Source organism: Streptomyces ambofaciens ATCC 23877 (assembly GCF_001267885.1).
GTDB lineage: Bacteria > Actinomycetota > Actinomycetes > Streptomycetales > Streptomycetaceae > Streptomyces > Streptomyces ambofaciens.
On sequence record NZ_CP012382.1, the window covers coordinates 1,774,578 to 1,787,246 of the forward strand.

General features: G+C 73.8%; 12 protein-coding genes. 5 read left to right on the plus strand and 7 right to left on the minus strand.

The annotated features are described in order from the left end of the window. Window positions 1-23: 23 nt before the first annotated feature. The gene (gene parJ, locus SAM23877_RS07990; protein WP_053128341.1) at window positions 24-1,007 is read left to right on the plus strand and encodes a filament polymerization regulator ParJ; all 984 of its coding nucleotides are present in this window, start codon (window positions 24-26) and stop codon (window positions 1,005-1,007) included. Window positions 1,008-1,073: 66 nt separating this feature from the next. Here the strand turns inward: parJ and mshC are convergent, their stop codons facing one another. From mshC to SAM23877_RS08010, 4 genes are all read right to left on the minus strand, one after another. Then, window positions 1,074-2,303, minus strand: coding sequence for a cysteine--1-D-myo-inosityl 2-amino-2-deoxy-alpha-D-glucopyranoside ligase (mshC, locus tag SAM23877_RS07995; RefSeq protein WP_053128343.1), 1,230 nt, complete (start codon window positions 2,301-2,303; stop codon window positions 1,074-1,076). Between the two features lie 108 nt (window positions 2,304-2,411). After that, window positions 2,412-3,242: an SCO1664 family protein gene (locus tag SAM23877_RS08000; protein WP_053128345.1), complete on the minus strand. Its 831-nt coding sequence runs from the start codon at window positions 3,240-3,242 to the stop codon at window positions 2,412-2,414. Further along, window positions 3,206-3,796: a DUF3090 domain-containing protein gene (locus tag SAM23877_RS08005; RefSeq protein WP_053128347.1), complete on the minus strand. Its 591-nt coding sequence runs from the start codon at window positions 3,794-3,796 to the stop codon at window positions 3,206-3,208. Before SAM23877_RS08005 ends, SAM23877_RS08000 begins: the two co-directional genes overlap by 37 nt. Before the next feature lie 84 nt (window positions 3,797-3,880). Beyond that, a complete protein-coding gene (locus SAM23877_RS08010; RefSeq protein WP_053128349.1) occupies window positions 3,881-4,567 on the minus strand; it encodes a histidine phosphatase family protein in 687 nt (228 codons plus the stop codon). A gap of 61 nt (window positions 4,568-4,628) precedes the next feature. On the opposite strand from SAM23877_RS08010, the gene corA reads away from it, so the two are divergent. After that, window positions 4,629-5,624: a magnesium/cobalt transporter CorA gene (corA, locus tag SAM23877_RS08015; RefSeq protein ID WP_053142268.1), complete on the plus strand. Its 996-nt coding sequence runs from the start codon at window positions 4,629-4,631 to the stop codon at window positions 5,622-5,624. Window positions 5,625-5,646: 22 nt separating this feature from the next. Here corA and SAM23877_RS08020 read toward each other — a convergent pair whose 3' ends face one another. Next, the gene (locus tag SAM23877_RS08020; RefSeq protein WP_053128351.1) at window positions 5,647-6,435 is read right to left on the minus strand and encodes a hypothetical protein; all 789 of its coding nucleotides are present in this window, start codon (window positions 6,433-6,435) and stop codon (window positions 5,647-5,649) included. Between the two features lie 263 nt (window positions 6,436-6,698). Beyond that, entirely contained in the window at window positions 6,699-7,754 is a 1,056-nt protein-coding gene (locus SAM23877_RS08025; protein ID WP_053128352.1) for an LLM class F420-dependent oxidoreductase, read from the minus strand. Window positions 7,755-7,865: 111 nt separating this feature from the next. On the opposite strand from SAM23877_RS08025, the gene SAM23877_RS08030 reads away from it, so the two are divergent. Both SAM23877_RS08030 and SAM23877_RS08035 read left to right on the plus strand, forming a co-directional pair. Continuing rightward, on the plus strand, window positions 7,866-8,852 hold the full coding sequence (locus tag SAM23877_RS08030) for an aldo/keto reductase (protein WP_053128354.1): 987 nt from the start codon (window positions 7,866-7,868) through the stop codon (window positions 8,850-8,852). Then, window positions 8,849-11,347 carry a helix-hairpin-helix domain-containing protein gene (locus tag SAM23877_RS08035; protein ID WP_053128356.1) on the plus strand — a complete coding sequence of 833 codons (2,499 nt, stop codon included), beginning with the start codon at window positions 8,849-8,851 and terminating at the stop codon, window positions 11,345-11,347. The genes SAM23877_RS08030 and SAM23877_RS08035 overlap by 4 nt, the downstream gene beginning before the upstream one ends. Before the next feature lie 246 nt (window positions 11,348-11,593). On the opposite strand, the gene SAM23877_RS08040 is transcribed toward SAM23877_RS08035, so the two are convergent. Continuing rightward, window positions 11,594-12,367: a hypothetical protein gene (locus SAM23877_RS08040; protein WP_053128358.1), complete on the minus strand. Its 774-nt coding sequence runs from the start codon at window positions 12,365-12,367 to the stop codon at window positions 11,594-11,596. Window positions 12,368-12,414: 47 nt separating this feature from the next. On the opposite strand from SAM23877_RS08040, the gene SAM23877_RS08045 reads away from it, so the two are divergent. Next, on the plus strand, window positions 12,415-12,603 hold the full coding sequence (locus SAM23877_RS08045) for a DUF5703 family protein (RefSeq protein ID WP_027758838.1): 189 nt from the start codon (window positions 12,415-12,417) through the stop codon (window positions 12,601-12,603). Window positions 12,604-12,669: the final 66 nt, after the last annotated feature.

Here is a 12,669-nt window from a genome sequence, read left to right on the forward strand (position 1 = left end):
GGTACGTCGGAAGGAGGCGCTGGGTGATCGAGCTCGAGGGGGTTCCCGAGCTGGTCGACCCGGTCATGGTGGCCGCGTTCGAGGGCTGGAACGATGCCGGTGACGCCGCCTCCACCGCGGTCGCGCATCTCGACCGCGAGTGGAAGGGCGAGGTGTTCGCGGCGCTGGACGCCGAGGACTACTACGACTTCCAGGTCAACCGGCCCACGGTGTTCATGGAGGACGGTGTCCGCAAGATCACCTGGCCGACGACCAGGCTGTCGGTGGTCCGGGTCGGCGGCGACACACCGCGCGACCTCGTCCTGGTCCGCGGTATCGAACCGTCCATGCGCTGGCGCTCGTTCTGCAACGAACTGCTCGGCTTCGCCCATGAGCTGGGCGTCGAGCTGGTGGTCGTCCTGGGCGCCCTGCTGGGCGACACCCCGCACACTCGTCCGGTCCCGATCAGCGGAACCACGTCGGACGCCGACCTGGCCCGGCGCATGGACCTGGAGGAGACCAAGTACGAGGGGCCCACGGGCATCGTCGGCATCCTCCAGGAGGCCTGCACCCACGCGGGCGTGCCGGCCGTGTCCCTGTGGGCCGCGGTGCCGCACTACGTGTCGCAGCCGCCCAACCCGAAGGCCACGCTGGCCCTGCTGAACCGGCTGGAGGACCTGATCGGCGTGCGCGTGCCGCTGGGCGAGCTGCCCGAGGACGCGCGCGCCTGGCAGACGGGGGTGGACCAGCTCGCCGCCGAGGACAGCGAGGTCGCCGAGTACGTCCAGTCGCTGGAGGAGGCCCGGGACACCGCGGAGCTGCCGGAGGCGTCGGGTGAGGCGATCGCCCGCGAGTTCGAGCGGTACCTGCGGCGCCGGGACGGCTCCGGACCGGGGGGCCACGCCACGGCCGACGGCGGCGACGGCACGCCCCAGACACCGTTCCTGCGGGACAACCCGAGCGGGCGGACCCGCCCGCCGAGACCGCCGAAGGCGAGCGGCGACGACGAGGAGTCCTCGGAGGACTGAGTCGACGCGCATACGGAGAGGGGGGCGCTTCCCGCGGGAAGCGCCCCCCTCTCCGTATGCGCGTTCCTACAGGGCGACGCCGAGCAGCGCGTCGACGGCACGGGAGACGACGCCGGGAGCCCCGATGTCCGTGCCGCCGCTCTCCCGCTGGAGCGCGGCCCAGCGGTCGACGGCGTCCAGCGCGGCCGGGGAGTCCAGGTCCTCGGCGAGAGCCGCGCGGATCTCCTCGACGAGGGCCTCGGCGGGCGGCCCGTCGGGCCGGGAGACGGCGGCGCGCCAGCGCTCCAGGCGGTCCAGGGCGTCCCTCAGCACCTGGTCGGTCCACTCCCAGTCGGAGCGGTAGTGGTGGGCGAGCAGCGTCAGCCGTATCGCGGCCGGGTCGACGCCCTCGTGCCGCAGCTTCGACACGAAGACGAGGTTGCCCTTGGACTTCGACATCTTCTCGCCGTCGAGACCGACCATGCCGGCGTGCACGTACGCCTTGGCCATGGGGAACTCGCCGGTCAGCGCCTGCGCGTGCGAGGCGCCCATCTCGTGGTGCGGGAAGGCGAGGTCGGAGCCGCCGCCCTGGACGTCGAAGCCCATGCCGAGGTGGTCGAGGGCGATGGCCACGCACTCGATGTGCCAGCCGGGGCGTCCGCGGCCGAGCGATCCGCCGTCCCAGCTGGGCTCGCCCTCGCGGGCGGCCATCCACAGCATCGGGTCGAGCGGGTTCTTCTTGCCCGGCCGGTCCGGGTCGCCGCCGCGTTCGGCGGAGAGCAGCCGCATGGCGGCCGCGTCGAGGTGGGAGACGCCGCCGAAGTGGGGATCCGCCTCGACGGAGAAGTAGGTGTCGCCCTCGAGCTCGTAGGCGGCGCCGATGTCCCGCAGCCGCTCGACGAGCGGGACGATCCCGGGTATGGCCTCGACTGCGCCTATGTAGTGCCGCGGCGGGAGCATCCGCAGCGCCGTCATGTCCTCGCGGAAGAGGGCGGTCTCCTTCTCGGCGAGGGCGGTCCAGTCGACGCCGTCCCGCACGGCACGCTCCAGGAGCGGGTCGTCGACGTCGGTGACGTTCTGGACGTAGTGAACCTGCCGCTTGTTGTCGAGCCACACGCGCTGCACGAGGTCGAACGCGTTGTAGGTCGCCGCGTGCCCCATGTGGGTGGCGTCGTACGGCGTGATGCCGCAGACGTAGATGCGGGCGACGGGACCGGGGTCGAGGGTGACCAGGCCTCCGGTCGCGGTGTCGTGGATCCTCAGGTCGCGACCCTGACCAGGCAGGGCGGGGACCTCGGAAGCGGGCCAGGCATGCATGTCATGAGCCTAACCGGACTGATGTTCCGTGCACGAACCGGACCGGGCCGGACGGCCGGTAAGGCGCTCTTGCGCGATACGCGCCGACGTGCAGGCCCGGTGGGGCGACTAGACCGGCGGCCAGGGGATGGCCGGCCACTCCCCGCTCGGCTCGGGGTGCCGCCCGGAGGCCAGCAGGGCGTCGACCCGCGCGCGCGTGGCGTCGAGTTCGGCGGGGGTGATCAGCGTGCCGAGCCGGCCGCCCAGGCCGTCGCCGTCCTTCAGCGCCTCACCGAGGGCGTCCAGGACCGTCACGGCCTCCGCGGTCAGCGGGTCGCCCGCCCAGCCCCACAGGAGGGTGCGCAGCTTGTTCTCGGCGTGGAAGGTGACCCCGTGGTCGATGCCGTACAGCCGCTCGCCGGCCGCGGGCAGCAGGTGGCCGCCCTTGCGGTCGGCGTTGTTGAGTACGGCGTCCAGGACGGCGAGCCGGCGCAGCCGCTCGTCGTCGGCGTGCACCAGCAGCGCGGTACGGCCCTCGCCGACCTCGGCGAAGGCGACGGCCTTCCAGCCGGGGCCGGGCTCCTCGGTGTCCACCAGGGCGAGCAGTTCCGTCTCCGGCACCGCCTCGATCCACAGCTGGACCATGCCCTCGCCGTACGGCCCGTCGCGCAGCACGGTGGGCGGTACGAGGCCCCAGCCGGTCGCCTCGGCGACCTCGTAGGCGGCGACCTCGCGCTGGGCGAGGGTGCCGTCGGGGAAGTCCCACAGGGGCCGCTCGCCGGCGACCGGCTTGTAGATGCAGGCCGCCTCGCGTCCCTCGTGCGTCACCGTGCAGTACAGGGCCGCGTTGGAGGCGTCACGGATGCGTCCGCGCACGGTCAGCTCGCCCCGGGCGAGCAGCTCGGCGGCCGCGGCGTCGGGGGTCACGCTCCGCGGCGGTATCCGTTCTGGCGCGGACATACGTGTCCTTCCGGGTCGAGCGGGAGGCTGCACAGCGGGCACGGCGGCCGCCCGGCGTTGACGACGTCGAGGGCGCGCTTGGCGAAGGCCCTGGCCTGCGCGCCGGTGAGGCGGACCCGGAGCATCGGCGGGCCGTTCTCCTCGTCCTGGAGGAGCCGTTCCTCGGCCTCCGCCAGGTCCTCCTCGGACTCGGCGTCCAGCTCCACCAGGGCCTGGGCCTCGACGATCATGCGCTGGTCCTCGCCGTCCCAGGCGAGCGCCATGGTGCCGACCCGGAACTCCTCCTCCACGGGGGTGTCCAGCGGGGCGGTGTCGGCGGGTTCCGTGGGCGCCACGGCGGGGACGGCGGTGCTGCCGCCGCTGCGCCGCACGACCTCGTCGAGGAGTTCGTCCATGCGCTCGGCGAGAGCGGCGACCTGGGTCTTCTCCAGGGCCACGCTGGTCACCCGGGAACCCGCGGTGGCCTGGAGGAAGAACGTACGGCGCCCGGGCAGCCCGACCGTGCCGGCCACGAAACGTTCCGGTTGGTCGTAGAGGAACACCTGACGGGACACGTCCTGTCTCCATGAGAAGTCGTAAGAAGCGGAATGACCGAGCCGGTCACTGCTGCGATCGCCTCACCCTACTGCGGCCGACGATCACGGTGCGCCCGCACCACCACCGACGGTGGCCTCGTCGCCCGGCGGCTCCTGCCGCGGGGCCAGGGAGGCGAAGTCCCCGGTGTCGCCCAGGCGCACCAGGAACGGGCGCAGCCGGGTGTAGCGGATCGCGGTGACGGAGCAGGGCTCGACGGAGATCCGCTGGAAGAGGTCGAGGTGCAGGCCGAGTGCCTCCGCGACGAGGGACTTGATGATGTCGCCGTGGGAGCACATGAGGTACACGGCGTCGGCGCCGTGGTCGCGCTCCACGCGCGCGTTCCACTCGCGCACCGCCTCGGCGGCGCGGGTCTGCATCGCGCGCATGGACTCTCCGCCGGGGAACGCGGCGGCGGACGGGTGCGCCTGCACCACCTCCATCAGCGGCTCGTCCTTGAGTTCGGCGAGCTTCCGGCCGGACCAGTCGCCGTAGTGGCACTCCCCGATCCGTTCGTCGGTGTGCGCCCGCAGTCCGGGCCGGGCGTCGAGCAGGGGCCGGATCGTCTCCTGGCAGCGCTGCAGCGGGCTGGCGACGATCTCGGAGAGGGGCAGGCCGGCGAGGCGACCGGGCAGTGCGGCGGCCTGAGCGGCGCCGCGTTCGTCGAGGGCGACTCCGGGCGTCCAGCCGGCGAGGAGCCCCTCGGTGTTGGCGGTGGAACGTCCGTGCCTAACCAGGATCAGCGTGGGCATGCGGCCAGGGTAGGCGTACGGCGCGGTACGAGGGCGCCGGGGCGAAGGGAGAATGCGTTCGGTGATCGTCGACTGTGCCATCTACCGGGACGGGCACCGCGCGGACGGGCCCGAGGACTTCTCCGACGCGGTCGGCGAGGCGCGCTCCGCGGGCGGCTTCGTCTGGATCGGGCTGCACGAGCCGACGGAGGAGGAGTTCGACCTGGTCACGCAGGAGTTCGGACTGCATCCGCTGGCGGTGGAGGACGCCCTGAAGGCGCACCAGCGGCCCAAGCTGGAGGTGTACGAGGACTCGCTCTTCGCGGTCCTCAAGCCGGTGGTCTACGACGCGGAGAGCGACGCCGTGTCCACCGGTGAGCTCATGCTCTTCATGGGCGACGCCTTCGTGGTCGTCGTCCGGCACGGCGAGGGAGCCCCGCTGAAGGCCGTACGGCAGCGTCTGGAGCAGGAGCCGAAACTGCTCGGGAAGGGCCCCACCGCGGTGCTGTACGCGATAGCCGACGCCACCGTCGACCACTACCTGGACGTGGCCGTCGAGCTGCAGAACGACCTGGAGGAGCTGGAGGCCGAGGTCTTCTCACCGGACGGCGGCGGCTCGCGCCACACCGCGTCCCGGATCTACAACTTCAAGCGGCAGATCCTGGAGTTCCGGCGGGCGACCGGTCCGCTGGCGCCGCCGCTGGCCCGGCTGTCGGGGACGGGGGCGGTCGGCGCGGGGGTGCCGTTCGTGAACGAGAAGGCACGGCCGTTCTTCCGGGACGTGAGCGACCACCTCACGCGGGTGAACGAGTCCGTGGAGGGCCTTGACCGGCTGGTCTCCGACATCCTGTCGGCGCACCTGGCGCAGACGAGCGTCCGGCAGAACGACGACATGCGGAAGATCTCCGCGTGGGCGGCCATGGCGGCGGTCCCGACGATGGTCGCGGGGGTGTACGGCATGAACTTCGACCACATGCCGGAGCTGCGCTGGGAGTGGGGTTATCCGGCGGTGATCGTGGTGATGGCCGTGCTGGAGGTGCTGCTCTACCGGACGTTCAAGAGCCGGGGCTGGCTGTAGCGCGGCGGCGGGTCCGGGCCCCTCAGGCGACCTCCGGGGCCGCGGTCGCGGGCCCGCCGAGCGCGTCGCGGCGTGCGGGTGTGCGCAGCGTCACCATGCGGCGCCAGCCGACCAGCCGCTCGTACGCGTACACGGCGTGGATGCCCGCCGCGAGCACCGCGGACCGGGAGCGCGGCCACCCGAGGACGCGGCCCATGCGGGCCATCACCGCGAGGCTGACGTCCCGGTGGACGCGGATCTCCGCGAGCGCGCACTCGCGCAGCGTCCGCTGGATGTACCGGCCGTGTCCGGCGGCGGCGTAGCGCAGCAGTTCCTCGTGGGAGTAGGCGAGGTGGTTGTCCTCGTCGGCCGAGATCATCCGGACGGCGCGGCCCAGGTCCGGGTGGTCCCCGAAGTACTTCAGGAGCATCGCCATCTGCTCGGCCGCGCGCTGCTCGGTGACCCTGCTGTGCGCGAGGTAGGTGATGACGTCCCGCACCGTGAGCGGCCGGTCGGCCTTGAGCTTGTCGTGGGCGAGGCCGATGCCGTGCCGCTCCAGGAGCATGGTGTAGTCGGTCTCGGGGGGCACCTCGACGGGCTCCAGGCCGCGCTTCTTCAGCAGGGCGCCGAAGATCCGGCCGTGCTTGTCCTCGTCGGCGCCGTGCCGGGTGATCTTGGGGGCGAGGGCACGCTCGCTTTCGGGCACCAGCTCGGCGATGCGCGCGTTCTCCCAGCCGCCCTGCGACTCGCCGCTGGCCGCGATCGAGCAGAAGAGACGGAACGACTCGTCGTTGTCGAGGATCTCCTGGAACAGACTCCTGGCCGAAAGCATCGGTGGCCCCTCTCCTGCCGCTGCCGCGGTTCCGCGGACTCCGCAGAGCACGAGTCAAGTGCGGGTGGCGGGGCGCGGCAACAGCTGCGGCGGACGACTGCGCCGAACGAGGGACGGCCGGGGGCGGGAGAAGGCGTAACCACACGCGTGTGGGCGCGTTGATCCTCGTGACGGCCGTGGCGGGGAAGACCCCCGAGCCCCCACCACGGCCGCGGAAATCCACAGCGGGCCCCGGGGCCCCTCCGGTGGACCCGGATCGCGGGCTAGGCCAGCCCGGCGCGCTCCAGGGCCTCCGTACCGGCGCGGAGCGAGGCGATCCGCTCGTCCAGGGTGAAGCCCGCGGGCGCCAGGGTCAGCGTGGTGACACCGGCGGCGGCGTAGGCCTTCATCCGGTCCGCGATGCGGTCCACGGAGCCGAGCAGCGTCGTCTGGTCGATCAGGTCGTGCGGTACGGCCGCGGCGGCCCCCTGCTTGTCGCCGGACAGGTACTTGTCCTGGATCTCGGCGGCCTCCCGCTCGTAGCCCATGCGCTGGGCGAGCTGGTTGTAGAAGTTCTGCTTGCGGCTGCCCATGCCGCCGACGTAGAGCGCGGTGTACGGACGGAAGGTGTCGGCGAGGGCGGTGACGTCCTTGTCGTCGCCGAGGGCGAGCGGCACGGTCGGGCAGACGTCGAACCCGTCGAGGGTCTTCCCGGCCTTCTCGCGTCCGGCGCGCAGGTGCCGGATCGCGGTGTCCTCCAGGTGGTCGGCGGACGGGAAGATCAACAGGGCGCCGTCGGCGATCTCGCCGGTCTGCTCCAGGTTCTTCGGGCCGATCGCCGCGATGTACAGCGGGATGTGCTCGCGCTGCGGGTGCACGGTCAGCTTGATCGGCTTGCCGGGGCCGCCCGGCAGCGGCAGCGTCCAGTGCTGCCCCTCGTACGACAGGCGCTCGCGGGTCATGGCCTTGCGCACGATCTCCACGTACTCGCGGGTGCGGGCGAGCGGCTTGTCGAACGTGACGCCGTACCAGCCCTCGGAGACCTGGGGGCCGGAGACACCGAGGCCGAGGCGGAACCGGCCCTGGGAGAGGGAGTCCAGGGTGGCGGCCGTCATCGCGGTCATCGCGGGCTGGCGGGCCGGGATCTGGAAGATGGCCGAGCCCACGTCGATGCGCTCGGTCTGGGCGGCGACCCAGGTGAGCACGGTGGCCGCGTCGGAGCCGTAGGCCTCGGCGGCCCAGCAGACGCCGTAGCCGAGCCGGTCGGCCTCCTGGGCGACGGCCAGGTTGTCCGCGTCCATTCCGGCACCCCAGTAGCCGAGGTTGATCCCGAGCTGCATGGCCGATTCCCCTTACCGATCAGTAACGTTGTGTGCGCCCGACCTTAGCGCGGGAATTCGGTTGTCCACAGGCCCCCACAGCGCAAGCCGTGGCCAGTAATGTCGCCGTCCATGGAGCAGAGGCATCTCGGCCGCACGGGCCTGCGCGTGTCCCGTATCGGTCTCGGCACCCTGACCTGGGGCCGGGACACCGACGAGCATGACACGGCCGACCTCTTGAAGACCTTCTGGGAGGCGGGCGGGACCCTCGTCGACACGGCGGACGTGTACGGCGACGGGGAGGCCGAGTACCTGCTCGGCCGGCTGATGGAGGGCCTCGTGCCGCGCCGGGACCTGGTGATCTCGACCAAGGCGGGCAGCGTGCCGGACCCCGACCGCCGCTTCGACGGTTCGCGTGCGCACCTGCTCTCCGCGCTGGACGCCTCGCTGGCCCGTCTCGGCACGGACCACGTCGACGTGTGGCATCTGCACGCCTTCGATCCGGACACCCCGCTGGAGGAGACGCTGCACGCCCTCGACGTGGCGGTGAGCAGCGGCCGGGCCCGGTACGCGGGGGTCTCGAACTTCTGCGGCTGGCAGCTGGCCAAGGCGGCGACCTGGCAGCTGGCGGCGCCGGGCGTGCGCAACCGGCTGGCGAGCACGCAGCTGGAGTACTCGCTGCTCCAGCGGGGCATCGAGCGCGAGGTGTTGCCGGCCGCCCTGGACCTGGGCATCGGCCTGCTGCCCTCCTCTCCGCTGGGCCGCGGGGTTCTCACCGGCAAGTACCGCAAGGACGCGACGCCTCCGGACTCGCGGGGTGCCTCGGAGCATCTGGCCCCGTTCGTCGCGCCCTACCTCGACGAGGCGGCCGGTCACATCGTGGACGCGGTGGCGACGGCGGCGGACGGGCTCGCGGTGACGCCGCTCCAGGTGGCACTGGCCTGGGTCCGGGACCGGCCCGGCGTGGTCGCGCCGATCGTCGGCGCGCGCAACGCGCGGCAGCTCACGGCGGCGTTGTCAGTGGAGACCCTTAGTCTTCCTGACGAGATCTGCCGGGCGCTGGACGACGTGTCGGCGCCGGTGCACCGCTATCCCGATCACGACTGGAGCACGCTGTGAGCACGGAGCCCGAGTCCGCCTCTGAGGACACCGCGGAAGCCGTGGACGCCGGGCCGGGAGCCCCGGGCGCCACGACCGGGGCGGCCGCGGAGGGCGGGGCAACGGCCGACGGCCGGGCCGAGGGGGCCGCCGGGGAGCCGGAGGCCGCCGGGGAGCCGGTAGCCGCCGGCACGGAAGCCGCCGGGCCGACGGCGACGGGTGACGGGGGCTCGGGCGGCCCGGGCGCCGAGGCGGACGGGGAGACGACCGGCCCGGCAGCCGACGGTCCCGGGGGCGAGGGGGCCGTCGGAGAGCCGGACGGTGCGCGCGCTGACGATGCCGGCGGAGCGGCTCGGATCTCCGAGGCCGAGGCCGAGCTGGCCGCGCAGCGGCTGGAGCGGGAGCGGATCGAGCGGCGCAAGGCCGAACGGCAGGGGACGATCGCCGCCGGGGGCAAGCTCAGCGGCACGGCGGCCGACCTGCTGGCCGCCGTGCGCGCCGTGGAGAGCGGCGAGAAGCCGCAGGCCACGGTCTTCGACGACGCCGCCCCCGCGCCGCGTCGGCCCGCCGAGGAGCCGGTGCGGCGACCGCGGCCGGCCCCGGCCGAGCCCGCCGCCGGGCCTGCGGGGCCGGCACCGGAGGCCGTCGAGGCCGTCCGGCGCGTCCTGGCCGAGGGCGGCGCCCCCGAGGCGCTCGCCCCGCAGACGACCGCGCTCCTCGGTGAGGCGGCGGAGGAGGCGCTGCGCGCGGACCCCTGGCAGTTGCTCAGGGTCGGCGGGGTCCGGCCGGAGCAGGCCGACGGGTTCGCCCGGGCCCTGCTCGGCGCGGAGTGCCGCCCGGACGACGAGCGGCGCGGCCGCGCGGTCACCGTGTGGTTGCTGGAGCAGGCGGCGCTGGCCGGGCACACGGCCCTGGAGCTGCCGCGGCTCACGACGACATTGGCCCAGCGGGGCGTACCCGACCCCGACGCCGCCGTGCAGAGCACGCTCGCCGAGGGTGAGGCGCTCGCCTTCCAGGACGCCCTGGAGCAGACCGGCACCCACCCCCAGCCCACGCCGGGCCGGACGGATCAGGCGGAAGCGGCGGACGGGACCGACAGGACGGACGGGACGGACGAGGGTGAGGATCTCCCGGTCCGGGTCCTGATCGGTCTGGAGCGCTACGCGCTCGCCGAGGAGAGCCTGGCCGACGGCCTGGCCCGGCTGGTCAACTCGACCCCGAAGCAGGACGGTTCCGCGGCCGACTGGGAGCGGGCCGCCGCCGGCGCGCCGGGCTCCGCCGCCGACCTGATCCGAGCCGTCGCGGGCCACGGGCTGGTCCTGCACACCGGCGGGGAGGCCTCCCTGGCCGAACCGGCCGCCCTGCTGCGCGCCGCACACGCCCTGGGCCTGCGTGCCTGGGCAGCAGCGCCCGGGCCGCTCGGCCGGGACCGCTTCGCCGCCCTGTCGGCCGACCGGTCGGCCGAGCCGCGCTCCCAGGCCTCCCTCGCACCGGCCTCCCCCGCACCGGACCCCGCCGCCCCTGAGGGCTCCGTCCCGATCGGTTCCGCCGTGGACGCCCGGACCGTCGTCACCCTGAACGGGCTGCTGACCGGGGCCGAGGGGCCGGGGCGGGACGCGGACGGCGCGCTGGACCTCGACCTGCTCGTCGTGCTCGACGCGCCGCAGCTCGACGTCGAGGCGGGCGCCCTGCTGGCGGAGTCGCTGCCGGACGGAGCCCGGCTGGTGCTGGCGGGTGACCCGGCGGTGCTGGGCTCGGTGGGCCCCGGGCGGGTCTTCGCGGACCTGCTGGCGGCGCAGATCTGCCCCCGCGTCGCCTCGCGGCGCCCGGACCCCGGCCCACTCGGCGAGCTGGTCTCCGGCATCGGGATCGGCGAGCTGGGCCAGGTGGAGGCGCCCGGCAAGGAGGTCGTGATCGTGCCGGTGCGCGACGCCGGCGAGGCGGTCCACCGCACCGTCCAGCTCGTGGCCGACTCGGTGCCCCGCGCGATCGGCGTTCCCGCCGAGGAGACCCAGGTGATCACACCGGGCCACGGCGGCGCGGCGGGCACCCGGGCGCTCAACACGGCACTGAAGCAGCGGCTGAACCCGGGCCCCGGCCGCTTCGGCGGTTTCGACCCCGGCGACCGCGTCGCCTACTCCCCCGTGCCCGGCCGTACGCTGCCGGGCCGGGTGGTGCGGGCGGACGCCGACGGGCTGCACCTGTCCTGCGCCGGCGAGACCGTCGTCGTACCGAAGGAGCGGGTGGAGCAGTCCGTACGGCACGGATGGGCGCTCACCGCTCACCAGGCGATGGGCGGCCGGTGGCCGGCCGTGGTCGTGGTCCTGCCGGGAGACGCCGCGCAGGCCCTCAGCCGTCCCTGGGTCTACACGGCGTTCGGCCGGGCCGCCCGTCATCTGTCCGTGGTGCACGGTGTGGAGCAGGCGCTGCCGCGGGCGGTCTCCGAGGTGGTCGCGAAGCCGCGCACGACCCGGCTGCCGGTACTGCTGGCGCCGCAGGTCCCGGTGGCCGACTGAGCGTCCGGGCGGATGCCCGGCCACCCCCCGGCCACTCCCCCGGCGCCTCACCGTCCCGAGCCGCCACCGGACGGCCCTTCGCCCGCCCTCCGTCGGCCACCGCCGGCGTGCCCGCCCACCCCCTAGCACCTCACCGAGGCCCGGACGAACGCGACGGCGGCGGCCACGGGGCTCTCCCCGCGACCGCCGCCGTCATGCCGTCATGCCGTCATGCCGCCCGGCCTACCTCGTAGCGGCTCGCGCCGTTCAGCGGTCCGACTCCAGCCGCGCCGGTCCGCCGTCCCGGCCCCGGCGGTGCTCCAGGTCCTCGTCCGGGTCCAGATCCTCGTCCAGGTCGAGGTCCTCCTCCAGGTCCTCCAGGTCGGCGTCGCCGTCGGCGTCCTCCTCCTCGACGCCGTCGTCCATGTCGTCGTCGAACTCCTCGTCGAACACCGCGCTGACGTCGAAGCGGCAGACCACGTGCTGCGCGTCGACCTGTTCGAACGGGGCCTCCAGCCACTCGCCGGGGTCGGGGGTCTCCTCCGAGGCCGTCACCCAGAGCGTGGAGTCGCCTTCCTCCAGGCCGAACTCCTTGTGCCGGGAGGCGATCTCGTCCGGCTCGAACTCGCCGAACAGGAGACCGAGCGCCCCGTGCACCGTGCCCGAGGCCGCCACCCCCACGCCGTCGTCGTCCGCCGCCTCGATCCGCCGGGCCTGGGCCATCAGCCGCTGCGGCTCGGCCACCGCGTAGTCACGGCGGATCAGGACGCTCAGCGCGTTCGGCTCCTCGGGGCCCGTGTACGGCGGCATCGAGTCGTCCGCGTCGGGGATCTCGAAGGGAGTGACCTCGTCGTAACGGTCGTAGAGCAGTTCGTCGTACGCCTCCGCGGCCGCGGCCAGCTGGTTGAACGCGTCGTAGACGGCCGGGTCGTCCTCCCCCGACCGGCGTTCGACCGCGGCCAGGTGGCGGTCGAGCGCGGTCTTGACCGCCTCGGCGGCGGCGCGTACCTCGGCAGCGGTGGGCTGCGCAGCATCAGACATAGTGCAGACGCTATCCGTACCGGACCCCAACCCGCACAATAGATGCGATGCCGGAATACGAATTTGTCGACGTGTACGTCCCGCGCGGGGTCTCCCGCAAGGAGACGACGCGTCTGCTGACGGACCACGCCGAGTACGGACACTGGGAGCTCTACCGCCTGAGCCTGCTGCGCGACGGCAGCCGCCGGGTGCGGTTGCGGCGGCGGATCATCCGCCAGGTACGCGCCACCTGGTGAGGCCGGTGACCGAAACGGAGCGGGCCCCGCTGGTGCGGGGCCCGCTTCACGTGCCGCTCCTCCTGC

Excerpts from the sequence above, each read along its gene's own strand:
- mshC (WP_053128343.1), bottom strand. The coding sequence starts at position 2,303 with ATGCATGCCTGGCCCGCTTCCGAGGTCCCCGCCCTGCCTGGTCAGGGT.
- SAM23877_RS08000 (WP_053128345.1), bottom strand. The coding sequence starts at position 3,242 with ATGTCCGCGCCAGAACGGATACCGCCGCGGAGCGTGACCCCCGACGCC.
- SAM23877_RS08010 (WP_053128349.1), bottom strand. The coding sequence starts at position 4,567 with ATGCCCACGCTGATCCTGGTTAGGCACGGACGTTCCACCGCCAACACC.
- SAM23877_RS08020 (WP_053128351.1), bottom strand. The coding sequence starts at position 6,435 with ATGCTTTCGGCCAGGAGTCTGTTCCAGGAGATCCTCGACAACGACGAG.
- SAM23877_RS08025 (WP_053128352.1), bottom strand. The coding sequence starts at position 7,754 with ATGCAGCTCGGGATCAACCTCGGCTACTGGGGTGCCGGAATGGACGCG.
- SAM23877_RS08030 (WP_053128354.1), top strand. The coding sequence starts at position 7,866 with ATGGAGCAGAGGCATCTCGGCCGCACGGGCCTGCGCGTGTCCCGTATC.
- SAM23877_RS08040 (WP_053128358.1), bottom strand. The coding sequence starts at position 12,367 with ATGTCTGATGCTGCGCAGCCCACCGCTGCCGAGGTACGCGCCGCCGCC.
- SAM23877_RS08045 (WP_027758838.1), top strand. The coding sequence starts at position 12,415 with ATGCCGGAATACGAATTTGTCGACGTGTACGTCCCGCGCGGGGTCTCC.